The sequence below is a fragment of the Mycobacterium sp. genome (assembly GCF_019247635.1).
GTDB lineage: Bacteria > Actinomycetota > Actinomycetes > Mycobacteriales > Mycobacteriaceae > Mycobacterium.
The window spans coordinates 1-22,024 of the sequence record NZ_JAFBAR010000066.1 but is presented as its reverse complement, the minus strand read 5'-3'; the positions used below and the strand labels follow the sequence as shown (position 1 = coordinate 22,024).

The following is a 22,024-nucleotide window of genomic DNA, read 5'->3' as shown; positions in this document are numbered from 1 at the left end:
GAAGGCGGTGTCGGCGTCGATCGCCACCACCCGGTCCTGTTGGCGCAGTTCCGCCAGGATCGAACCGACGCTGGCAGCGACGGACGTTTTGCCCACGCCGCCCTTGCCGAGCACACCGACCTTGTAATTGCCGCGCAACGGGATCCTGACGGCCGTCTCGAGCTCGGCCTCTTCGCGTTGCACCGCCGATGGGCCCGGGTTGAGCAGGCCGAAGGTGGCGGCACGGACGAGACGCCGCCAGCCGCGTCCGGCTGGCGGGGGAGCTTGCGGGCGCGCGGAAGCCACCGCCGGGGGCGGCACCGGCTGATGCGGTGGCCGGAGCGGACCGGCGGGGTGGGGTGCGGGCGGCGGAACCGGGCGCGGCCCCGGTGGGGGTGCCGCGGGGACGGGCGCGGGCGGCCCCGGGTGCTGGCGCGGCGGGGGCCCCGGGCGTGGTGGGGGCGGGACGGGTGCGGGGTGTGGCGGGGGTGGGACAGGTGCAGCTTGCCGTGGTGGGGGCGGGGCGGGTGTCGGCGGGCGTGGCGGAGCTGGGGCTGGCGGCCGTGGCGGACCCGGCTGGGGCGCGGGGGCCTGCGGGCCCGGCGGACGCGCGACGCGGGCGGGGGCTTTCGTGGGCTGACTGGGCCGCATCCGGTCTCGCAGAAATTCGTCGCGCTCGTTCATGGGCTCCTCAGCTCCCAGGCGGCCGGGCGTCGAGCCCGAATGCCGGATACCCGACCAGTATCGGTCACCGGTCGAGCCGACGAACGGGCAAAGTCCGCCCGGTCTGGTTTTAGACTCCTATTACTATTGTGCAAACTCCAATGGACTCCGCGCGGGCTGCGCTGCGCGGTGGTGGGCATGGCTCGGAGTCCCGACAGCCGAATCCGTCCGGGGTTGCTGCCACGCGTTATCGCACGGCTGCCGCCGTCGTGGTAGGGCAGACACCGGGTGCATGACGGGCGATGCGGGCGCTTAAGTGCGATCCCGGCAAAGTTGATTCAGCCCGGTCTGTCGCGATTCGCGGTTTCGGGCGGCGACAGGTGAGCAGCGAAACGGCGGCGCCGGTCCGGGGCGAGCTGCTCACCGCGCTGCGGATGAGCGCAGCCGCTCGACGGGTTAGTATTGGGGGAAGTTGGCATGTCAGGCGGGTTTTGTCATATCGTTTTACGACTTGTCGAGATCGACTACAGGACCACCGTTCAGCGCTGCACGGGCAAATCCCAGACCGGATCATCGCCGTTTGGCGGACAGCCTATCGACAAGACCGAAGGGGCTTAGCCCGCAACCTCAATGGGTGCGGCCCCGTCGGAGCGGAGATTTGAAGGCCGCGCAGCAAGTCTCTTGGAGGGGCAGGTGGGAATGACGCCTAAGCGCGTCGGGCTGTATAACCCCGCGTACGAGCACGACTCGTGCGGCGTAGCCATGGTCGTCGACATGCACGGCCGGCGCAGCCGCGACATCGTGGACAAGGCGATCACCGCGCTGCTCAACCTTGAACATCGCGGTGCGCAGGGCGCCGAACCGCGCAGCGGCGACGGCGCGGGCATCCTGATCCAGGTTCCCGACGAATTCCTGCGGGAAGTCGTCGATTTTGAGCTGCCCGCCCCCGGCAGCTACGCGACCGGCATCGCGTTCTTGCCGCAATCGTCCAAGGACGCCGCGACCGCCTGTGCCGCGGTGGAAAAGATCGCCGAATCCGAAGGGCTGCAGGTGCTCGGGTGGCGCAACGTGCCCACCGACGACTCGTCACTGGGCGCGTTGTCTCGCGATGCCATGCCCACCTTCCGCCAGGTGTTCCTGGCGGGCGCGTCCGGCATGACCCTGGAACGGCGCTGCTACATCGTTCGCAAGCGCACCGAGCACGAACTGGGGACCAAGGGCCCCGGGCAGGACGGTCCGGGTCGCGAAACCGTGTACTTCCCAAGCCTGTCCGGCCAGACGTTGATCTACAAAGGCATGCTGACCACGCCGCAGCTGAAGGCCTTCTACCTCGATCTGCAAGACGATCGGCTGACCAGCGCGCTGGGGATCGTGCACTCCCGGTTCTCCACCAACACCTTCCCGTCCTGGCCGCTGGCGCACCCGTTCCGGCGCATCGCGCACAACGGAGAGATCAACACCGTCCGCGGCAACGAGAACTGGATGCGCGCGCGCGAGGCGCTGATCAAAACGGACGTCTTCGGTTCGCCAGACGACGTGGAAAAGCTCTTCCCGATCTGCACCCCCGGTGCCTCCGACACCGCGCGCTTCGACGAGGTGCTCGAACTGCTGCACCTGGGCGGACGCAGCCTGGCGCACGCGGTGCTGATGATGATCCCCGAGGCCTGGGAACGACACGAGTCGATGGACCCGGCGCGGCGTGCGTTTTACCAGTATCACGCCTCGTTGATGGAACCGTGGGACGGTCCCGCATCGATGACGTTCACCGACGGCACGGTCGTGGGTGCCGTGCTCGACCGCAATGGCCTTCGCCCGTCCCGCATTTGGGTCACCGACGGAGGCCTGGTGGTGATGGCTTCCGAGGCCGGCGTGCTCGACCTGGATCCGTCGACGGTGGTGCGCCGGATGCGGCTACAGCCGGGCCGGATGTTCCTGGTGGACACGGAGCAGGGCCGGATCGTGTCCGACGAGGAGATCAAAGCCGAACTGGCGGCCGAGCATCCGTATCAGGAGTGGCTCGACAACGGGCTGGTCCCGCTCGACGAGCTGCCCGCGGGCAAGTACGCGCGGATGGGCCACCATCGACTTGTCATGCGGCAGTTGGCCTTCGGCTATACCTACGAAGAACTCAATCTGCTGGTGGCCCCGATGGTGCGCACGGGCGCCGAGCCGCTCGGGTCGATGGGCACCGACACCCCGGTCGCGGTGCTCTCGCAGCGTCCGCGGTCGCTCTACGACTACTTCCAGCAGTTGTTCGCCCAGGTGACCAACCCGCCGTTGGACGCCATCCGCGAGGAGGTGGTGACCAGCCTGCAGGGCACCACCGGCGGCGAGCAGGACCTGCTCAGCCCCACCGCGAAATCGTGTCACCAGATCATGTTGGCGCAGCCGATCCTGCGCAACTACGAGCTGGCCAAGTTGATCAACCTGAACCCCGAGGACGAGATCAACGGACGCCCGCATGGCATGCGGTCCAAGGTGCTTCGCTGTCTGTACCCTGTCGCCGAGGGCGGCGCCGGGCTGGCTGCGGCGCTGGACGAGGTGCGCGCACAGGCGTCGGCGGCGATCGCCGACGGTGCCCGGGTGATCATCTTGTCCGACCGCAATTCTGACGAGACGCTGGCCCCGATACCGTCGCTGCTCGCGGTCTCGGGGGTGCACCACCACCTGGTGCGTGACCGCACCCGCACCCACGTGGGCCTGGTGGTCGAATCCGGCGATGCCCGCGAGGTGCACCACATGGCGGCGTTGATCGGCTTCGGAGCGGCCGCGGTCAACCCCTACCTCGCGTTCGAGTCGATCGAGGACATGCTGGATCGCGGCGTGATCGACGGTATCGACCGCGACAAGGCGCTGACCAACTACATCAAGGCGGCCGGCAAGGGCGTGCTGAAAGTGATGTCCAAGATGGGCATTTCGACGCTGGCGTCCTATACCGGCGCGCAGCTGTTCCAGGCGGTCGGGATTTCCGAGGACGTGCTCGACGACTACTTCACCGGCCTGGCCTGCCCGACGGGCGGGATCACGCTGGACGACATCGCCGCCGACGTCGCGGCCCGGCACCGACTGGCGTACCTGGACCGTCCGGATGAGCGCGCGCACCGCGAACTTGAGGTGGGCGGGGAATACCAGTGGCGCCGCGAGGGCGAGTACCACCTGTTCAACCCCGAGACCGTCTTCAAGCTGCAGCACGCCACCCGCACCGGCCAGTTCAAGCTCTTCAAGGATTACACCCGGCTGGTCGACGACCAGAGTGAACGGATGGCGTCCCTGCGCGGCTTGCTCAAATTCCGTGCGGGCGTGCGTCCCCCGGTTCCCCTGGAGGAGGTCGAGCCGGCCACCGAAATCGTCAAGCGTTTCTCGACCGGCGCGATGAGCTACGGCTCGATCTCCGCCGAGGCACACGAGACGCTCGCCATCGCGATGAACCGGCTGGGCGGCAGATCCAATTGCGGTGAGGGCGGCGAGGACGTCAAGCGGTTTGACCACGACGCCAACGGGGACTGGCGGCGCAGCGCCATCAAACAGGTCGCGTCGGCGCGGTTCGGTGTCACCTCGCACTACCTGACCAACTGCACCGACATCCAGATCAAGATGGCCCAGGGTGCCAAACCCGGTGAGGGAGGCCAACTTCCGGGGCACAAGGTGTACCCGTGGGTGGCCGAGGTGCGGCATTCCACACCCGGCGTCGGCCTGATCTCACCCCCGCCGCACCACGACATCTACTCCATCGAGGACTTGGCGCAGCTGATCCACGACCTGAAGAACGCCAACCCGTCCGCGCGGGTGCACGTCAAGCTGGTCTCCGAGAACGGGGTGGGGACGGTAGCCGCCGGTGTCTCCAAAGCGCACGCCGATGTGGTGCTGATCTCCGGGCACGACGGCGGCACCGGGGCGACCCCGTTGACGTCGATGAAGCACGCCGGCGCACCCTGGGAACTCGGCCTGGCCGAAACTCAGCAGACGTTGCTGCTCAACGGGTTACGCGATCGTATCGTCGTCCAGGTGGACGGCCAGCTGAAGACGGGCCGCGACGTGATGATCGGCGCGTTGCTTGGCGCCGAAGAGTTCGGTTTCGCCACCGCGCCGCTGGTGGTGGCCGGCTGCATCATGATGCGGGTGTGCCACCTCGACACCTGTCCGGTCGGCGTGGCGACCCAGAACCCGGTGCTGCGGGCCCGATTCACCGGCAAGCCGGAGTTCGTCGAGAACTTCTTCCTGTTCATTGCGGAAGAAGTCCGGGAATACATGGCGCAGTTGGGCTTCCGCACCTTCAACGAGGCTGTCGGCCAGGTCGGATCGCTGGACACCACGCTCGCGCGGGCGCACTGGAAGGCGCACCGGCTGGATTTGACGCCGGTGTTGCACGAGCCGGAGTCGGCGTTCATGAACCAGGACCTGTACTGCAGTTCACGTCAGGACCACGGCCTGGACAAGGCGCTCGACCAGCAGCTGATCGTGATGAGCAGGGAGGCGCTGGACTCCGGGACACCGGTCCGCTTTTCGACGACCATCAGCAACGTCAACCGCACGGTGGGCACCATGCTCGGCCACGAGCTGACGAAAGCCTATGGCGGCCAAGGCTTGCCGGACGGAACGATCGACATCACCTTCGACGGTTCGGCGGGCAACAGCTTCGGCGCCTTTGTGCCCAAGGGCATTACGCTGCGTATCTACGGCGACGCCAACGACTACATCGGCAAGGGCCTTTCGGGAGGCCGCATCGTGGTGCGGCCGTCAGACGACGCGCCGGAAGGCTACGTGGCCGAGGACAACATCATCGGCGGCAACGTGATTCTGTTCGGCGCCACCAGTGGGGAGGTTTTCTTGCGCGGCGTGGTCGGCGAGCGGTTCGCGGTCCGCAACTCCGGCGCCCATGCCGTGGTCGAGGGCGTCGGGGATCACGGGTGCGAATACATGACGGGCGGCAGGGTGGTGATTCTGGGCCGTACCGGGCGTAACTTCGCGGCCGGCATGTCCGGGGGCGTGGCCTACGTCTATGACCCCGACGAAGAACTGCCCGACAGCCTCAACACCGAGATGGTCGACGTCGAGAGCCTCGACGAGGACGACGTCGACTTCCTGCACGGCATCATCCAGGCCCACCTCGACGCCACGGATTCCGCTGTCGGACAGCGCATTCTGGCGGACTGGCGCGGCCAGCAACGACACTTCATCAAGGTCATGCCGCGCGACTACAAGAAGGTGCTGCAAGCGATCGCGGAAGCCGAACGCGATGGCGCCGACGTGGACAAGGCGATCATGGCGGCGGCGCATGGCTGATCCGAGCGGCTTCCTGAAGTACACGCATCGGGAATTGCCGCAGCGACGGCCTGTCCCGCTGCGGTTGAAGGACTGGCACGAGGTCTACGAGGAATTCGACAACGAGACCTTGCGCGAACAGGCCACCCGTTGCATGGATTGCGGCATTCCCTTTTGCCACAACGGGTGTCCGTTGGGCAACTTGATCCCGGAATGGAACGACCTGGTGCGCAGGGACCGTTTCCGCGATGCCATCGAACGGTTGCACGCCACCAACAATTTCCCCGACTTCACCGGTCGGTTGTGCCCGGCGCCGTGCGAACCGGCATGTGTGCTGGGGATCAACCAGGATCCGGTGACCATCAAACAGATCGAACTGGAGATCATCGACCGGGCCTTCGACGAGGGCTGGGTGCAGCCGCTGCCGCCGGACAAGCTGACGGGGAAGAAGGTCGCCGTCGTGGGTTCGGGGCCGGCGGGACTGGCTGCCGCCCAACAGCTCACCCGGGCCGGCCACACGGTCACCGTTTTCGAGCGTGACAACCGGATCGGCGGACTGCTGCGCTACGGGATCCCGGAATTCAAGATGGAAAAGCGCGTTCTGGACCGGCGGCTGGACCAGATGAAGGCCGAGGGCACCGAGTTTTGCCCGGGCGTCAACGTCGGCGTCGACATCACCGCCGAGCAGCTGCTGGCCGATTTCGACGCGGTCGTGCTGGCCGGTGGCGCCACCGCGTGGCGCGATCTGCCCGTTCCCGGCCGGGACCTGGATGGCATTCATCAGGCGATGGAGTACCTGCCGTGGGGCAACCGCGTTCAGGAAGGCGACGGCGTCCTGGGCGCGGACGGCGAGCCACCGATCACCGCCAAGGGCAAGCGGGTCGTCATCATCGGCGGCGGCGATACCGGGGCCGACTGCCTGGGCACCGCGCACCGCCAGGGCGCGGCCTGCATCCACCAGTTCGAGATCATGCCGCGGCCACCGGAGACCCGCGCCGCGTCCACGCCGTGGCCGACCTACCCGCTGATGTACCGGGTGTCGTCGGCGCACGAGGAGGGCGGGGAGCGAGTTTTCTCGGTCAACACCGAGGAGTTCGTGGGCAAGGACGGGCACGTGACCGCTCTCCGGGTGCACGAAGTGAGCATGGAGGACGGCAAGTTCGTCAAGGTCGAGGGCTCTGATTTCGAGCTGGAGGCCGATCTGGTGTTGCTGGCGATGGGTTTCGTCGGCCCGGAGAAGCCGGGCCTGCTGACCGACCTCGAGGTGAAGTTCACCGAGCGGGGGAACGTGGCGCGCGGCGCCGACTTCGACACGTCGGTGCCGGGTGTGTTCGTTGCCGGCGACATGGGTCGTGGCCAGTCACTGATCGTTTGGGCGATTGCTGAGGGCAGGGCCGCCGCGGCCGGTGTGGACCGGTATCTGATGGGTTCGACCGCGCTGCCGGCGCCCATCAAGCCGACGGCCGCACCGCTACAGTAGTCACACCAGTCACACTAGAAACACAAGTATAATTACCCGGCGAGTCTTCGGCAGTTTGCCAGAACACGGGTGTCTAATGGTCGCTTGTGGGATTCGTCACAGGGAGGTTGTGCGGAGTCCCGGAAGCGCTGAACTACCGCAGGAGTGAGCATTGTGCACATCAACCCTGTACCCCGGTCACGGATGGGGCGAATCGCCTGGTCATGGTTCCGTCACCCGGTAAAGAGCCGCGAGTTTCCCGCTGAGCAAGAGCGTCTGGTAACCGCCCGAGACCTGCTGCTGTTCGGGACGTAAGCACGCCCTCCGGGCATACACCGGACTGCCCCGCGTTTGCTCGATATCATCCCAAAGCGTCTAGGTGAGCAACCCCGAGTCCCGGATCGCCTCAGCCAAGGGTTCCAGCACAGCGGGGTCATGGGGCGGCGGCAGGTAGACGATGCCCAGCTGCAGGCCCTCGGCCGCGAGCGCGGCCGCATCCGCGATCACCTGGCCGTAGTCGAGGTCTGTGTTCAGGCGTAGGTGCGACGACAGCGTGATCTCCTTGGGGTCGCGCCCGATGTCCGCGCAGCGCGCTGCCAGCACGTCGCGCTTGCGGGCGAACTCCTCGGGCGGGCCGCCCACAAAGTTCCAGTGCTGGGCGTACCGCGCGGTGAGCGGCAGCGTGCGCTTCTCGCCGCTGCCGCCGATGCAGATGGGTGGGTGCGGGCGCTGCGGCCCCTTGGGTTCGTTGCGGGCGCCCTTGAGCTGATAGAACTTGCCGTCGAAGTCGGTGCTGTCCTGGCTGAGCAGGCTGATCAGCACCTGGCACGCCTCCTCGAACCGGTCGAAGCGTTCCCTGATGGTGCCCAATTCGATGCCGTAAGCGCCCGACTCTTCCTCGTTCCAGCCGGCGCCGATCCCGAGTTCGAGGCGCCCGGCGGAGATGACGTCGAGTGCTGAGGCCATGTTGGCCAGCACCGCGGGGTGGCGGTAGTGAATGCCGGTGACCAGGGTGCCCAGCCGCAGCCGCTCGGTGGCCTGGGCGAGCGCCGTCAGCGTCGTCCACCCCTCCAGGCAGGGCCCGCTGGAGTCGCTGAAGATCGGGTAGAAGTGGTCGAAGGTCCACCCGGACTCGAAGACGTCGATGTCGTCGGCCGCCCGCCAGACCGCCAGCATGTCCGGCCAGGTGGTGTTTTGTGGGGAGGTTTTGAAGGCGAAGCGCATAATCACGACCGTAGTCCGGCTTCCTGTGGTCCTACTAAACTCGACGGGACGATGGTTCTCGGAACACACACCACGCTCGCGGCTGATCCTTCTGCCCTGCTCGTCGCCGGCGAAATGGGGGGATCCGCAGTGATTTTCGCTGGATTCACCGTGGGGCAGTCATGGACCCGGTAGCCGCGCTGCGGCAGATCGCCTACTACAAGGACCGCGATCGCCAGGATCCCAGGCGGGTGATGGCCTACCGCAACGCCGCCGACATCGTCGAGAACCTCGACGACGCCACGCGGGAGCGGCACGGCCAGGCCGACAGCTGGCAGTCGTTGCCGGGGATCGGCCCCAAGACCGCAAAGGTGATCGCCCAGGCCTGGTCCGGCCGTGAACCCGACCTGCTGATCGAATTGCGCTCCGCGGCAAAAGATCTCGGGGGCGGAGAGGTCCGTGCCGCGCTGCGCGGCGATCTGCATCTGCATTCGAACTGGTCGGACGGGTCGGCGCCGATCAAGGAGATGATGGCCAGCGCCGCGGCGTTGGGCCACGAATACTGCGCGCTGACCGATCACTCGCCACGGCTGACTATCGCCAACGGGTTGTCGCCGGAACGGTTGCGCAGGCAGCTCGATGTGATCGACGAGCTGCGTGACGAGTTCGCGCCGATGCGCATCCTGACCGGGATCGAGGTCGACATCCTCGACGACGGCAGCCTGGACCAGGAGCCCGATCTGCTCTCCCGGCTGGACATCGTGGTGGCCAGCGTGCACTCCAAGTTGTCGATGGATACGGCGGCGATGACCCGCCGGATGGTGCGCGCCGTCTCCAACGGCGACACCGATGTGCTGGGCCATTGCACCGGCCGGCTGGTGGCGGGCAACCGGCGCATCAGGCCCGAGTCGAAGTTCGACGCCGAGGCGGTATTCGCCGCCTGCCGCGACCACGGCACGGCGGTCGAGATCAACTCGCGGCCCGAACGCCGTGATCCGCCGACTCGCCTGCTGAATCTCGCCCGCGACATCGGGTGCCTGTTCAGCATTGATACCGATGCGCACGCGCCCGGCCAGCTGGACTTCCTCGGCTATGGCGCCCAGCGGGCGCTGGACGCGGACATCGCTGTCGACCGGATCATCAACACTTGGCCGGCCGAGAAGCTGCTGGAGTGGTCAGTCCGGTAGGTGCGGCACCTCCAGGCCCGGGTCGCGACCGATCAACACGGCGCGGGTGAGCGCGGAGTTGCCGTAGCGGCGGCGTATCGCGTCGACCGCGGCGTCAACGGTGTGCGGCTCCCCGTCGAACGGCAGCAGCAGCTGCTCGGCCCCGCCGCGGTCGATGCCGGACACCGCAAAGCCGACCAGTGTCAATCCGCGCTGCGCGATCAACGGCGCGGCCGAGTCGACCAATCGCCGCGCGGCGCCCAGGATGGGCTGCGTCGACGAGGTCGCCCACGGCAGGGTGTGGGACCGAGTCGCCCGGCTGAAATCGTCAAAACGCAAGCGCAGCACCACCGTTCGGCCGGTGCGTCCGGCGGCGCGCATCCGCCGGGTGATGCGGTCGACGAGGTTGACCACCACCGCGTCGATCTCGTCGGCCGACATGGCGTTGCCGGCGCGGCCCAACGCACGCTGGGCACCCACCGAGCGCCGCCGCACACCGGTGTTGACTCGGCGCCGGTCGATATTGCGCGACAGTGCATACAATTGCCGCCCCATCGATCCACCCAGCAGCGAGGCCAGCGTCGACTCGCCGAGCTCGGCGACCTCGGCGACGGTCGTGATGCCGTGCGCATGCAACTTTTCGGCGGTCACCGCGCCCACACCCCACAGCCGACGCACTGGCAGCGGATGCAGGAATGCCAGCTCTTGGTCCGGCGGGACCAGCAGCAGCCCGTCGGGCTTGGCTTCCTGGCTGGCGACCTTGGCGAGGAACTTGGTCCGGGCGATGCCGACGGTGATGGGCAGGCCGACCCGGTTGCGCACGTCGGCGCGCAGCCGCGCCGCGATCTGGACCGGCGTGCCGGAGACCCGGGCGAGGCCGCCGACGTCGAGGAAGGCCTCGTCCACCGAGAGCGGTTCGACGATCGGGGTGGTGTTACGGAACACCTCGAACACCGCATCACTGGCCTGGGAGTATGCCCGCATTCGCGGCGGCACGACGACGGCGTGCGGGCACAACCGCCGCGCCTGCGCCCCACCCATCGCGGTGCGCACGCCGTAGGCCTTGGCCTCGTAGCTGGCCGCCAACACCACCCCGGCACCGACGATCACCGGGCGCGCGCGCAGCGACGCGTCGTCGCGTTGTTCGACCGACGCATAAAACGAATCCAGGTCCGCGTGCAGGATGGACGCGTCACACCGCACGAACACATGTTCGCATACGGGGCCGACAGTCAGCCGACAGTCAGCCGGCGCCACCGTAGATGCTGCTGAGCCAGATGTGCGTGAGGGTGTCGACGAGGTCGTCTTCGCCGACCGACGGTTGTTCCGCCGACAGGGTGGCCATCATGGTGCGCTCGTTCATCTGGTTCAGCGACGTCGCGAGGTCTGCCGCCGGGATGGTATCCGGCGCCGCGCCGCGGGCGCGTTCGGCGTCGATCATCGCAGCGGTCTGGTCGATCCACTTGCGCATGAAGCCCGTCCACACGGCCCGTACTTCCGCACTGGCGGCCAGCGCCTCCCGCCCGGCCCGGGCCACCGCATGATGTGAGCTGAACGCGGTGAAGAACGCCTTGATCCCGTTGCGCCACACCCGGCGCGGATCCGCCGGCAGCCGTTGCACCGCGCCGTCGAACTCCGCGTCGGCGCGGGCGATCATCGGCTCGAGCAGCGCGAGCAGCACTGCCTCTTTGGACTTGAAATAGAAGTAGAACGTCGGGCGCGAAAGTCCAGCGCCCTTGGCCAGGTCATCGACGGAGATGCTGGCGAACGAGCGTTCTTCGAGCAGCCGCTCGGCCGTGGCGAGGATCGCTTGCTCGCGCTCGTCACCCGACGGCCGCGTGGAACGGCGACCCCGCGGGGAACGCGTCGAACTGGCGGTAACCATGCCAGGTACTTTACACGCCGTTGAATATTTCGACAGGGTGTTGACCAAGTCAACACACCGTTGATAATCTGGCCGCTATGACTGAGCTGGCAGAGCACTTAGACGTCGTCATCGTGGGCGCCGGCATCTCCGGCGTGAGCGCAGCCTGGCACCTGCAGGACCGCTGCCCCACGAAGAGCTACGCGATCCTGGAACGCCGTGCCGATCTGGGCGGCACCTGGGACCTCTTCAAGTACCCCGGCATCCGGTCGGACTCGGACATGTTCACCCTGGGGTTCCGGTTCAAGCCCTGGCGCTCGGCGAAGTCGATTGCCGACGGCGCCTCGATCAAGGACTACATCAAGGAAACCGCGGTCGAGAACGGCATCAGCCGGCACGTCCGCTACCGCCATCGGGTTGTGGCGGCCGATTGGTCCGACGCCCACAACCGCTGGACTTTGACGGTCGAGAGCGACGGACGGCAGAGCGAAATCACCTGTACGTTCCTGTTCGCGTGCACCGGCTATTACAACTACGACGAGGGGTATTCGCCGACGTTCGCCGGCTCCGAAGACTTCGCGGGCACCATCGTCCATCCCCAGCACTGGCCGGAGGACCTCGACTATTCGGGCAAGAAAATCGTCGTCATCGGTTCCGGTGCCACCGCGATCACCCTGATCCCAGCACTCGTAAATTCCGGCTCCGGTCACGTGACGATGCTGCAGCGTTCGCCGACCTACATCGGCTCGCTGCCCGGGGTGGATCCCTTCGCCGTGCACGCCAACCGGCTGCTGCCCGACCGCCTCGCGCACCTGGCGAACCGCTGGAAAGCCATCGCGTTCAGCACCTTCCAGTACCAGCTCGCGCGGAAGGCCCCCGCCTACATGCGCAAGACGCTGATGACGATGGCTCGACGACGCCTGCCCGAAGGCTATGACGTCGAGAAGCATTTTGGGCCGCGATACAACGTCTGGGACGAGCGGCTGTGTCTGGCGCCCGATGGCGATTTTTTCCGGACCATCCGCCACGGCAAGGCCGATGTCGTCACCGACACCATCGACCGTTTCACCAAGACCGGAATCAGGCTCGCCTCTGGGGAGGAGTTGCAGGCCGACATCATCGTCACCGCAACGGGTTTGAACATGCAGCTGCTGGGCGGTGTAAGGCCGACCAAGAACGGTGAGCCCATCGAGCTGACGTCGCTGATGACCTACAAGGGTTGCATGTTCTCCGGGGTTGCGAACTTCGCCATCACGTTCGGATACACCAATGCGTCATGGACGCTCAAGGCCGACCTGGTCTCCGAATTCGTCTGCCGGTTACTGAACTACATGGATGCCAAGGGTTTGGACACGGTGGAGCCGCAGCATCCGGGCAATGATGTCGACGAGCTGCCATTCATGGACTTCAATCCGGGCTACTTCCAGCGCTCGATGCATCTACTGCCCAAGTCAGGGTCGCGCGCGCCGTGGCGGCTCAAGCAGAACTACTTCTTCGACATGCAAACGATCCGCCGCGGCAAGGTGAACGACGAGGGTCTACGGTTTGCGAAACGGCCTGTCCCAGTAGCGGTTTAACGACCACTCCCAGCGACGACGACAATGCCGTCGTCATCGCTGTAGGCGATGTCGCCCGGCACGAAGGCAACCCCGCCGAGTTCGATCTCGACGTCGCGTTCCCCGGCGCCGGTCTTGGTGCTCTTGCGTGGATTGGTGCCCACTGCCTTGATGCCGATATCGATGCCACGCAACGCGGCGGCGTCGCGCACCGCGCCGTGCACCACCAGCCCGGCCCATCCGTTGGAGCGGGCCAACTCGGCGATCAGATCACCCACGAGGGCCGTGTGCAGCGAGCCGGCACCGTCGATGACCAATACCCCGCCCGCACCTGGCTGTGAGAGCACCGATTTGAGCAGCGCATTGTCCTGAAAACAGCGCACCGTGCTGATGGGCCCGGCAAATTCCGGGCGGCCACCGAACTGGCGGAACTGCAGGTCGCAGCTGCGTACGTCCGGCCCGCTGTCGTCGACGAGGTCGGCGGTCGGCCGAAACGAGATGGTCACGTTGCTCAGCGGCGCAGTTGCCGGATCAGCAGAACGGCCAGCAGGCTGAGCGCCACGGCAACCGCCAGTGGCACCCGGTAGTGCACCGCCGTGGGCGGCGCGGGCTCGGGGGCTACGGGGTTGTTGGCGTGATCGACAGTTGACTTTGCTTGTGCCGCAGCGTCTTTGGCGGCAGCAGCAAGCTCGCCGTTGGTTTCAATCCGCGAGATGGGGGGCGCCTTCTGCGCAGGCGCTTTCTTGGCAGGCGCTTTCTTGGCGGGCACTTTTTTCGCGGGTGCCTTCTTGGCGGGCACTTTTTTCGCGGGTGCTTTAGTGGCCTTCTTGGCGCCCGGAGTAGGAGGAGCCTTCTTGGCCGGCGGCTGCGCTGCCTCGTCCGGTTCGCCGTCGGGTCGATCCTGCGGGTCTGCCATGCGGCCGCTCCTTTACAGCTTGCTCGATGCGCGCCAGAGGGCGTCGACGTCTGGACCCATCATGCCAGGACGCCGTGCCGCGTCGCGGTGGCTACCTGCGCCGCACCGCCCAGAGCGCTCCCGCGCCGACCACCGCGATGGCCGCGACGGCGAATGGCCAGGTCGGGAGGTCTCCACCCGCGCCGTCGTCGGAGGCTGGCGCCGCGGCGGGCCCAGGGGTGCCGGTGCCGGGCGCCGTCAACCGAAACGACCATGATCCCGACACCACGTGACCGTCCGCGGAAGCGACCCGGTAGTTCACCGTGTAGCCGCCGACCGGCCCGAGCGGTCGCATGGTGATGCTGACCACCGCGCCCTGTACCGTCGCGTCACCACTGGACCACAGGTTGCCGTCGGGCCCGACGACAGTCATTGCGGCGAACGTGGTCTGCAATCGCTCGTTGAACGTCGCGCTCACCTGGGTGGGACCCGCCGCCAGGGCGGCATTGTCGGCGGGCTCGGTGGACAGGCGCGTGGCGTGCGCGAACGCCGTGGGCGCAGTCAGCGTCGCGGTCAGCGCGCCACCGGTCAGCAGGGCGCCCAGCAGCACGCCGATCCAGACGATGCGCCTCATGTGCGGCGGCGGACCAACACCAGACACACGGCTACCGCACCAAGGATCAGGGCTCCCCCGGCCAGCAGACGGGCGGTGTTGTCGGGGCGCGCCGTCGTGGCGGCGGCGTGGTGGTCCGACGGGCCCATTGAACCGGTGGACAGGGTGAGCATTGGGGCCGGGTGTTCGGGCTCAGCGCCGCCGGCCAACGGCGGCTGGTCCCATTTGACGACCGAACCGTCGGCGTAGGTCTGGGTGGCCGGAAAGCTGACCGTGTCGGTGTCGGGCAGCTGCACCTGAATCCGGAATAACCCGAACTGGCCCGTGCCGATGCCGCCGCCGGGTGCCGCCGTCCACGTCACCGAATTCACGCCGCCGGACGCGTCGCGCTCGACCTTGGCCGTCCACCCGGGCGACGTCTCGGTGGCCGCCGATGCGACGTTCGGCAGGGTGACGGTCAGTGCCGTGGTGGCCGCCCCGGTGTTGGATTCGTTGGGCACCGAAAAAGTCACGATCGCCATGGCGCCGCGCACCGCGTTGTCGCTGCTGGCATGGACGTGCGCCCAGGCCGTCGGGGCGCCGGCGGCCGAGCCTAGGAAGAGCGCGGCGATCGCGGCGAGCACGCTCGGAATCCACCTGATTGAGCGCGGCACGTCAGCTCACCCCCAGCCGGGCCATCAGGTCAGCTTCGACGCCGTCGAGCTGCGACGAGATGGCCGAGTGGGCGGCCCGGCGCCGCGCTGCCGGCATATTCTCCGCGGCGGTGACGGCCGCCGACAGATCCGTCAGCCGTTCGGAGATGGCGGACACGAACTGCTGGGTCTCGGCGTCCCGGGGTTTCTTGTCCTGCACCGTCCGCAACGACTGCTCGGAGCCGGCGATCCGGGCCGACAGCCGGGCACCGTGCCCGGAGAATTGGCCGATCTGAGCCAACGGGACACCGAGCTGGTCGGCACGGCGCTGGTCGATCAGTCCGCGAACGGCCATGGCGGCGCGGTAGATCAACGGCGTCAGGACGGGGGCAAGCAGTCGGGACACGGTCAACACGCGACGAATTCTGGTGGGCGAGAACACCTTGCCTTCGCGTGCCGCCTTGAGCTGGTTCTCGGCGACCTTGAGGGCCGCCTTGTCGCTGTCGCGCTGCGCTTTGAGGCGCGCCTTGAGGGCCTTGTCTGCGCCGCGTTCGGCACTCCTGATGCGGCGCTTCTCGTTCTTGGCTGCCAACCGGGCTTCCAGCTTGGCGCGGGCCTTGATCGCGCGGGCTTCGGCGCGGCGCGTCGCGCGGCTCTTTCGCTTGCGGAACAGGCCCATTCCCGGACGCCTCCCGATATCTCGTGGACTGTCGCTCGAGCGGGTGCACGATCGCTGAGCCAACCCTAATCGTGGGGGCCGGGCGGGGGGTAAAGCGGGCTCAGGCGTGCAGCCGCTCGGCGCGGCGCAGCTCGTCGATCCGCTCGACGATCTGTTCTTGGGCCTGGGGCGGGAGCTCCGAGACGCCCAGCGCGATCCGGCGCACACCCTCGTCGCGCATCGTGGAGAGCCAGGACAATTCCTTGTCGAGTTTCGCGTAATACTCGTCGTCGGTGAAGTAGGCCGGCTTGATGCGGAAGAAGTTGGCCAGCGCGGCCATGGTCGCCGTGGACGGGTTGGTGCGGTTGCCCGAGCGTAGCTGCGACAGGTAGGGAGCCGACATCGTGATGCCTTCCGCCTTGAGTGCCGCGATCACCTCTGCGGAGGTGTGCGGGCCGCGTCCGGGTGGATACACCGTGTCGAACAGGCGGTTCAGGCGGGCGGCGAACGTCGTGCTCATCGATACGACCTCCACTGGGCTGGAAGGATTAACAGGTGTCTAATAGGGATTTGCTGACCATGGTAGCGAGAGTTGCCTCCACAAACCAAGTGCAAACCCGAGATTTTGTACCGGCCGTCGGCGCGTGCGGCGAAACAGCCCCTACAGAGCATCCAACCGGCACGGCCGGGTGTCCACAAGATGAACAGAATTCACAGGTTATCCGCAGAAACCTGTCCGCAAAGACGGGTACCGGCGGGGTCACGTTGTCGTTGCCGAACGCGCCGAGAAGGGCGTTTTGGGGCAGTGTGCACCACATCGGGCAACCAGCTTTTTGCCAGAAATCGGCGGAGGCCTCCTTTGCTGTCCAGTTCCGCAGGGTCCGCATCATCGCCCGGGGAGTGCCGCGGGCCCGCCGGGCCAGACCGGCTACGGGCAGGACTACTCGTGACCGGATTCAGGGGGCCGGAGCGGACGGCGCTTCAGCCGGCATCCGGGGATCTGGCGGCCGTGTGGGTGTGCACCCGCCGCCCGCCACGAGTTTGCGCGACGGTTACGCCGAAGACGGCCGGGACCACCGCCGCGGTCACGGCGACGGCCGCCGGAGGCCAGCCCACAACAGGCTGGCCAACCCGTGCAGCGGTTCGGCGGGGAGCCGCTGATGCAGCAGCCGCCCCAGCGGCGACCCGATCCAGAGAGTCAGTTGGGCGCTGGCGAAGGTGAGGGTCGCCGACGTCGTCTACGGTGAGCAGCGCGGCGCGGGGCTCGCGCGTGGTGCAGGCATCGTCGTCGCTGCCGGCCCTCGCGCCAGGCCCACACGGCAAAGATCAAATTCCCTTACGCGGCAAGCAGCATCGCCAGAATAGCGGTGTCCGGGTGGCTGATCGGATCGACGCCGACGCGGCTCACCATCGAGGTGATGGTGCCGTCGGCCTCCGCTTCCACCCACGCCGCCCGGTGCTCCAGGCCCAGATACGGCAGGCCCGGCAGCAGTACGCATCCCGATGCCGCGCCGGTGCATTCCGGCAGCGACGGTGTCGTTTCGGACGGCGGATGCAGCATCAGCAATGCCGGTGGCTGATGCTCCGCGAAATACCCTGGCTGGATGGCTGATTCACCGAAAACCGTGCCCTCAGCCAACACCAGTCCGACTGTGTCGGGCTGGGGCTCGTCGGGTAGCTCTTCGCGCGCGCCGAATACCGTTGTGGTGGAAAGCAATCCAGGCAGCGAAGCGACCCGCACGGCGACCATCAGCAGCTGGGCCCACTCCTTGGTGGAATCCGGCCAGCGTCCAGAAATGACGAACCCCTTTAGGGCACCACGAGAATGGAAGGGAGAAACCCCGATAGATCGGCCAGACCCAGCATCCATTTTCGCCCTCCGCTCGACCCTCCCACGCCTCCGTCCGAACAACCACACTGGTATCTCGAATAACTAAGGATGCGCAAGGTTTGGGCGCCTTGCAACTCGACACGGTCAGTGATGCTTGGGTTTACAAAACGCTCATAAACGCCGGGCGGCCCCCATAACGCAAGGACGCCGCGCGATCTGCGCGACGCCCTTGCGTGGTGGTATTCGCCTTAGCCGAAAATAAGTCCGCTTGTCTTGGAGGTCGCGGCCGCGTAGCGCGCCTGCACGTCGGCCCAGTTGACCACGTTCCAGAACGCTTTGACGTAGTCCGCTTTGACGTTCTTGTACTGCAAGTAGAAGGCGTGCTCCCACATGTCGACTTGAAGCAGCGGAATGATGCCGAGCGGGACGTTGGACTGCTGGTCATACAGCTGGAACGTCAACAGCTTGTCGCCCAGGCTGTCGTAACCGAGCACCGCCCATCCGGACCCTTGCAACCCATTGGCGGCCGCACTGAACTGAGCCTGGAACTTGTCGAACGACCCGAACTGGTCGTCGATCGCGGCGGCAAGGTCGCCCGTCGGCTTGTCACCGCCGTCCGGCGATAGGTTCTTCCACCAGATGGAGTGGTTGACGTGACCGCCCAGGTGGAAGGCCAGGTTCTTCTCGTTCAAGAAGATCGCCGCGTGGTCACCCTTGGAGCGGGCTTCTTCGAGTTTGGCGACCGCGTCATTGACGCCCTTGACGTAGGTCGCATGGTGCTTGCTGTGGTGGATCTCGTTGATCTGACCGGAGATATGCGGTTCCAGCGCTGCGTAATCCCAGTCCAGATCGGGCAGGGTGTATTCAGCCACGGCATTCCTTCCTTCGGTGAAAAAATCGTCTGACGCGTGATTCGGAGGGATTCGCCGTCCCGGCGGCCCGGTTAACCACGCCTAGTCAACCCTGCTCCATGACCGCGCGCGCCGCAACAACGACCGCACGACAGCTCGACGGGTGGGTAGCTCAGATAGCCCGATACGCCGGGCTTCAAGACAAAACGATCAGCGCGAGAATCGCCAGCAGCGCCAGCGCGATCAGCCCGGCTCGCAGCGCGGCGATCACGTACGTGCTGCTCCAGGCGGACGACCCGGAGTGTGAGCTCGACGACGCCGAGCCAGGACCGAATGAATGCGTGGTCATGAAACGCCTTTCACCTGCCCGTTACCCCCTGAAGTGAGGTGAGTCACACCGAATCGTGGCGCTCGCGAGTTTAACCCCTTGACGATGGGTTGCAAACTTGGCTCACGGCCAGGGCCGTGACCTGGCGATTCGGGCGGATCGAGGCGCGCGCCGAGGGGCAGACGGGAAGCAGAAGTGACGGGGCGCTGGCGTTCGTGTGCCCGCGACGCCCGGGGGCGTCGCGGGCGGCGGATGGACAGGTGTTTTAGTAGTGCAATCCATTTCGCTCAGGTAACTGTCGAGCTGTCTATGACCGTCGTTCACCCACCCGTCGTTATCCACAGTTGCAATAAGACCGGGCGGAAGAGGCTGTGATAATGGCTTAGCTACCCCCCGTCGCACTGTGGATAAACCTGTGGAAATTGTGGATAGCCATAAGTAGCTGTGGGCGTAGCGCCGCCTCGTCGCAAAACCGTCATTGCTCCGCCCGCGAAGCCGCATCGTCGGCACTACCCGGACCGCGTGGTCGGCACGGTTAGGCTTGTCCGGTGATCCAGGTGTGCTCCCAGTGCGGCACGCGGTGGAACGTGCGAGACCGGCAACGCGCGTGGTGTCCGCGCTGCCGCGGTGCGCTGCTGGCTCCGCTGACCGACATGCCGGGCTCCGACACCCGTTGGGCGGCGCGCGGCCGTCCCCCGGCGAGCGGCGCTGCCGGGCTCCGTCGAGGTCCCGCGGGTTCGAGTTGGCAGCGCTCGGCGCCGAGGCTGCCGCCCGGCTTTCGGTGGATCGCGGTGCGCCCCGGCGCCGCCCCGCCGCTTTACCGTGGCCGACGGTCTCGCGGCCCCACCCCGCACTACACGGTGATTCCGCGGTGGGGGCTCGCGGATCGCGTCGACCTGGTACCCACGCAGATCGCGGCACCGCCGACGGCGGGACCATCGGCCAAGCGGGTGCGTGCGACGTTGTTCGTCGGCCTGCTGGTACTCGCCCTTGCGGCTCTGGTGTACGTCGCGCGATACGTGCTCTTGGTGATCAACCGCAACACGCTGCTCAACTCGATGGTGGCCTTCGCCGGCAATGCACTCGGGATCGCGGCCAGCGTGGTGGCGATCGGGGCGGCGGTCGCGTGCGCCGTGACGCTGGTCCAATGGCTCATCGCGCGTCGATCCGCCGCGTTCACCCACCGCGGCCTGCCGGATCCGCGTTCGGCACGGGCGCTGTGGCTGGGTTGCCTGCTGCCGCTCGTCAATCTGCTGTGGGCTCCGGTGTTCGTCATCGAGTTGGCGACGATCGAAGAGCACTACGCGCGCCTGCGTAGACCGATCGTGGTGTGGTGGATCGCCTGGGTGTGCAGCAACGTGCTATCGATCTATGCCATCGCTACCCGGTGGGCCTCTGATGCGCAGGGCGTCGCCAACAACACCGTCATGATGGTGCTCGCGTATGTGTTTGCGGCGGCCGCGGTAGCCGCCGTCGCGAGGGTTTTCGAAGGTTTCGAGCGCAAGCCAGTGCAACGGCCCGCGCACCGTTGGGTCGCGGTACCCCAGGACCGTCCGCCCGCGGGGGCAGTCGGTGACTCGGTTGAGTTAGAGGGGCAGGAACCGGCAGCATAGGGGGATGACGTGGGCCGACGAGGTGCTCGCCGGGCACCCATTTGTGGTGGCTCACCGCGGCGCCTCCTTCTCCCGGCCGGAACACACGCTGGCCGCCTATGATCTGGCCCTCAAAGAGGGCGCCGACGGCGTGGAATGCGATGTGCGGCTCACCCGCGACGGCCACCTGGTGTGCGTCCATGACCGCCGCCTGGACCGGACCTCGACGGGAGCCGGAGTGGTCAGCACGACGACGCTGGCCCAGCTGCGCGAGCTGGAGTACGGCGCTTGGCACGACAGTTGGCGTGCCGACGGCACCCACGGCGACACCAGCTTGCTGACGTTGGACGCGCTCGTGGCGCTGGTTCTGGACTGGCGCAGGCCGGTGAAGATCTTCATCGAGACCAAGCACCCGGTGCGCTATGGCTCGCTGGTGGAGAGCAAACTGCTGGCGCTGCTGCACCGCTTCGGCATCGCCGCGCCCGCCTCCGCCGACCGGTCCCGGGCGGTGGTGATGTCCTTTTCGGCGGCCGCCGTGTGGCGGATTCGGCGGGCCGCACCGCTACTGCCCACCGTGCTACTCGGCAAGACCGGCCGGTACCTGGCCAGCGGCGCGGCCACCGCGGTCGGCGCCACCGCCGTGGGGCCGTGGCTGCCGTCGCTGAAGGAGAATCCGCAGCTGGTGGATCGCGCCGCCGCCCAGGGCCGTGCCGTGTATTGCTGGACCGTCGACGAATACGAGGACGTCAAATTCTGCCGAGAAGTCGGCGTGGCGTGGATTGCGACCAATCACCCCGGCCGTACCAAAGCCTGGCTGGATGCCGGGCGCATCGCCGAGGGCTCGGGTTAGTCGGGCGTGGCTGCGGCCGACATCCGGTTGCGGCGAGGGTCGAAATTCGGGTCTATAGCCGACCACCCGCGGCCTGCGGCGCACCCGCAGCGTCACGCGCCGAGGCCACCTCGCGCGCAACAAAGTTCTCCAGGTCGAACACGTTGGCTCCCGCGCGGTCGGCCACCCGCACCAGGGTGGTCATCAGCGCCACCTCTTCGATCTGCTCGCGCAGGAACCACTGCATGAACTGCTCGGTTCTTGAACCAATGCATGGAATTTAGTCTTGAGACCGGCAGAATCGCTCAGATAGTGCAGGTTACTGCAGGTAGATCGCGTCTGCAACGAAGGCATCGCTTACCCAGGAAAGGTTTCCCTAATTCATTTCAGGGCAGCGTCGCCTAACTAAAGCAAGGCTAGCTTGATCTACTAATTCGGCACGAAAGTTTTGTGCGGTTAGGGCTGGACGTCCAGCGCGGAAGTCGGAACCGGAGCGTCGGCGGCGAGCGCGTTGAACAATGCGCTGGCCGCGTCGTGGTTCCATACCACCACCGAGCCGGCGTCGCTGGTGGTGAGTTCCCCGATGGGGACGGTGATCGCGGTGACCGATCCGTGCAGAGCCCAGCCGAGTCGGGTTAGGTCC

General features: G+C 66.8%; 18 protein-coding genes and 3 pseudogenes. 6 read left to right on the top strand and 15 right to left on the bottom strand.

Annotated features, from left to right (window positions below; translation table 11 throughout):
* A pseudogene (locus tag JO236_RS09400) lies at window positions 1-663 on the bottom strand (MinD/ParA family protein); the annotation flags it as partial.
* Between the two features lie 678 nt (window positions 664-1,341).
* On the opposite strand from JO236_RS09400, the gene gltB reads away from it, so the two are divergent.
* Window positions 1,342-5,925: a glutamate synthase large subunit gene (gltB, locus tag JO236_RS09395; protein WP_293327788.1), complete on the top strand. Its 4,584-nt coding sequence runs from the start codon at window positions 1,342-1,344 to the stop codon at window positions 5,923-5,925.
* Entirely contained in the window at window positions 5,918-7,384 is a 1,467-nt protein-coding gene (locus JO236_RS09390) for a glutamate synthase subunit beta (RefSeq protein ID WP_293327785.1), read from the top strand. The genes gltB and JO236_RS09390 overlap by 8 nt, the downstream gene beginning before the upstream one ends.
* Window positions 7,385-7,738: 354 nt before the next feature.
* Here JO236_RS09390 and JO236_RS09385 read toward each other — a convergent pair whose 3' ends face one another.
* Window positions 7,739-8,587 carry an LLM class F420-dependent oxidoreductase gene (locus JO236_RS09385; protein WP_293327782.1) on the bottom strand — a complete coding sequence of 283 codons (849 nt, stop codon included), beginning with the start codon at window positions 8,585-8,587 and terminating at the stop codon, window positions 7,739-7,741.
* A gap of 161 nt (window positions 8,588-8,748) precedes the next feature.
* On the opposite strand from JO236_RS09385, the gene JO236_RS09380 reads away from it, so the two are divergent.
* Entirely contained in the window at window positions 8,749-9,753 is a 1,005-nt protein-coding gene (locus tag JO236_RS09380; RefSeq protein WP_293327778.1) for a PHP domain-containing protein, read from the top strand.
* On the opposite strand, the gene dinB is transcribed toward JO236_RS09380, so the two are convergent.
* On the bottom strand, window positions 9,742-10,941 hold the full coding sequence (gene dinB / locus JO236_RS09375) for a DNA polymerase IV (RefSeq protein WP_293327793.1): 1,200 nt from the start codon (window positions 10,939-10,941) through the stop codon (window positions 9,742-9,744). The two genes, JO236_RS09380 and dinB, sit on opposite strands and share 12 nt — an antisense overlap.
* A gap of 34 nt (window positions 10,942-10,975) precedes the next feature.
* Window positions 10,976-11,617, bottom strand: a complete 642-nt coding sequence (locus JO236_RS09370) for a TetR/AcrR family transcriptional regulator (RefSeq protein ID WP_293327776.1) — start codon at window positions 11,615-11,617, stop codon at window positions 10,976-10,978.
* 86 nt (window positions 11,618-11,703) lie between these two features.
* Here JO236_RS09370 and JO236_RS09365 point away from each other — a divergent pair, with 86 nt between their 5' ends.
* Window positions 11,704-13,173 (top strand): flavin-containing monooxygenase, encoded by a 1,470-nt coding sequence (locus tag JO236_RS09365; protein WP_293327790.1) that lies wholly within the window; start codon window positions 11,704-11,706, stop codon window positions 13,171-13,173.
* Here JO236_RS09365 and rraA read toward each other — a convergent pair.
* The 9 genes from rraA to JO236_RS09320 all read right to left on the bottom strand — a co-directional run bounded on the left by rraA (window position 13,170) and on the right by JO236_RS09320 (window position 18,981).
* Window positions 13,170-13,658: a ribonuclease E activity regulator RraA gene (gene rraA / locus JO236_RS09360; protein WP_293327774.1), complete on the bottom strand. Its 489-nt coding sequence runs from the start codon at window positions 13,656-13,658 to the stop codon at window positions 13,170-13,172. The genes JO236_RS09365 and rraA overlap by 4 nt on opposite strands.
* Window positions 13,659-13,663: 5 nt before the next feature.
* Window positions 13,664-14,068 carry a nucleoid-structuring protein H-NS gene (locus tag JO236_RS09355; RefSeq protein WP_293327771.1) on the bottom strand — a complete coding sequence of 135 codons (405 nt, stop codon included), beginning with the start codon at window positions 14,066-14,068 and terminating at the stop codon, window positions 13,664-13,666.
* A 91-nt stretch (window positions 14,069-14,159) separates the two neighbouring features.
* Complete coding sequence (locus JO236_RS09350; RefSeq protein WP_293327769.1) at window positions 14,160-14,681, bottom strand: copper resistance CopC family protein; 522 nt, start codon at window positions 14,679-14,681, stop codon at window positions 14,160-14,162.
* Window positions 14,678-15,313, bottom strand: a complete 636-nt coding sequence (locus JO236_RS09345; RefSeq protein ID WP_293327767.1) for a YcnI family protein — start codon at window positions 15,311-15,313, stop codon at window positions 14,678-14,680. Before JO236_RS09345 ends, JO236_RS09350 begins: the two co-directional genes overlap by 4 nt.
* 1 nt (window position 15,314) lies before the next feature.
* Window positions 15,315-15,971 carry a DUF6474 family protein gene (locus JO236_RS09340; protein WP_293327766.1) on the bottom strand — a complete coding sequence of 219 codons (657 nt, stop codon included), beginning with the start codon at window positions 15,969-15,971 and terminating at the stop codon, window positions 15,315-15,317.
* Between the two features lie 100 nt (window positions 15,972-16,071).
* On the bottom strand, window positions 16,072-16,470 hold the full coding sequence (locus JO236_RS09335; protein WP_293327763.1) for a transcriptional regulator: 399 nt from the start codon (window positions 16,468-16,470) through the stop codon (window positions 16,072-16,074).
* Between the two features lie 816 nt (window positions 16,471-17,286).
* Window positions 17,287-17,820 (bottom strand): peptidase, encoded by a 534-nt coding sequence (locus JO236_RS09330; protein WP_293327760.1) that lies wholly within the window; start codon window positions 17,818-17,820, stop codon window positions 17,287-17,289.
* 209 nt (window positions 17,821-18,029) lie between these two features.
* Window positions 18,030-18,653 carry a superoxide dismutase gene (locus JO236_RS09325; RefSeq protein ID WP_293327758.1) on the bottom strand — a complete coding sequence of 208 codons (624 nt, stop codon included), beginning with the start codon at window positions 18,651-18,653 and terminating at the stop codon, window positions 18,030-18,032.
* A gap of 175 nt (window positions 18,654-18,828) precedes the next feature.
* Window positions 18,829-18,981, bottom strand: coding sequence for a hypothetical protein (locus JO236_RS09320; RefSeq protein ID WP_293327755.1), 153 nt, complete (start codon window positions 18,979-18,981; stop codon window positions 18,829-18,831).
* 527 nt (window positions 18,982-19,508) lie between these two features.
* Here JO236_RS09320 and JO236_RS09315 point away from each other — a divergent pair.
* Both JO236_RS09315 and JO236_RS09310 read left to right on the top strand, forming a co-directional pair.
* Window positions 19,509-20,573, top strand: a complete 1,065-nt coding sequence (locus JO236_RS09315) for a DUF4328 domain-containing protein (RefSeq protein WP_293327753.1) — start codon at window positions 19,509-19,511, stop codon at window positions 20,571-20,573.
* 4 nt (window positions 20,574-20,577) lie between these two features.
* A complete protein-coding gene (locus JO236_RS09310; RefSeq protein ID WP_293327751.1) occupies window positions 20,578-21,402 on the top strand; it encodes a glycerophosphodiester phosphodiesterase in 825 nt (274 codons plus the stop codon).
* Window positions 21,403-21,454: 52 nt separating this feature from the next.
* Here the strand turns inward: JO236_RS09310 and JO236_RS09305 are convergent.
* Window positions 21,455-21,637, bottom strand: a pseudogene (locus JO236_RS09305) (ferritin); the annotation flags it as partial.
* 200 nt (window positions 21,638-21,837) lie between these two features.
* Window positions 21,838-22,024 (bottom strand): annotated as a pseudogene (locus JO236_RS09300) (LytR family transcriptional regulator); the annotation flags it as partial.

Excerpts from the sequence above, each read along its gene's own strand:
- gltB (WP_293327788.1), top strand. The coding sequence starts at position 1,342 with ATGACGCCTAAGCGCGTCGGGCTGTATAACCCCGCGTACGAGCACGAC.
- JO236_RS09390 (WP_293327785.1), top strand. The coding sequence starts at position 5,918 with ATGGCTGATCCGAGCGGCTTCCTGAAGTACACGCATCGGGAATTGCCG.
- JO236_RS09385 (WP_293327782.1), bottom strand. The coding sequence starts at position 8,587 with ATGCGCTTCGCCTTCAAAACCTCCCCACAAAACACCACCTGGCCGGAC.
- JO236_RS09380 (WP_293327778.1), top strand. The coding sequence starts at position 8,749 with ATGGACCCGGTAGCCGCGCTGCGGCAGATCGCCTACTACAAGGACCGC.
- JO236_RS09370 (WP_293327776.1), bottom strand. The coding sequence starts at position 11,617 with ATGGTTACCGCCAGTTCGACGCGTTCCCCGCGGGGTCGCCGTTCCACG.
- JO236_RS09355 (WP_293327771.1), bottom strand. The coding sequence starts at position 14,068 with ATGGCAGACCCGCAGGATCGACCCGACGGCGAACCGGACGAGGCAGCG.
- JO236_RS09350 (WP_293327769.1), bottom strand. The coding sequence starts at position 14,681 with ATGAGGCGCATCGTCTGGATCGGCGTGCTGCTGGGCGCCCTGCTGACC.
- JO236_RS09340 (WP_293327766.1), bottom strand. The coding sequence starts at position 15,971 with ATGGGCCTGTTCCGCAAGCGAAAGAGCCGCGCGACGCGCCGCGCCGAA.
- JO236_RS09335 (WP_293327763.1), bottom strand. The coding sequence starts at position 16,470 with ATGAGCACGACGTTCGCCGCCCGCCTGAACCGCCTGTTCGACACGGTG.
- JO236_RS09330 (WP_293327760.1), bottom strand. The coding sequence starts at position 17,820 with ATGGATGCTGGGTCTGGCCGATCTATCGGGGTTTCTCCCTTCCATTCT.
- JO236_RS09320 (WP_293327755.1), bottom strand. The coding sequence starts at position 18,981 with ATGACCACGCATTCATTCGGTCCTGGCTCGGCGTCGTCGAGCTCACAC.
- JO236_RS09310 (WP_293327751.1), top strand. The coding sequence starts at position 20,578 with ATGACGTGGGCCGACGAGGTGCTCGCCGGGCACCCATTTGTGGTGGCT.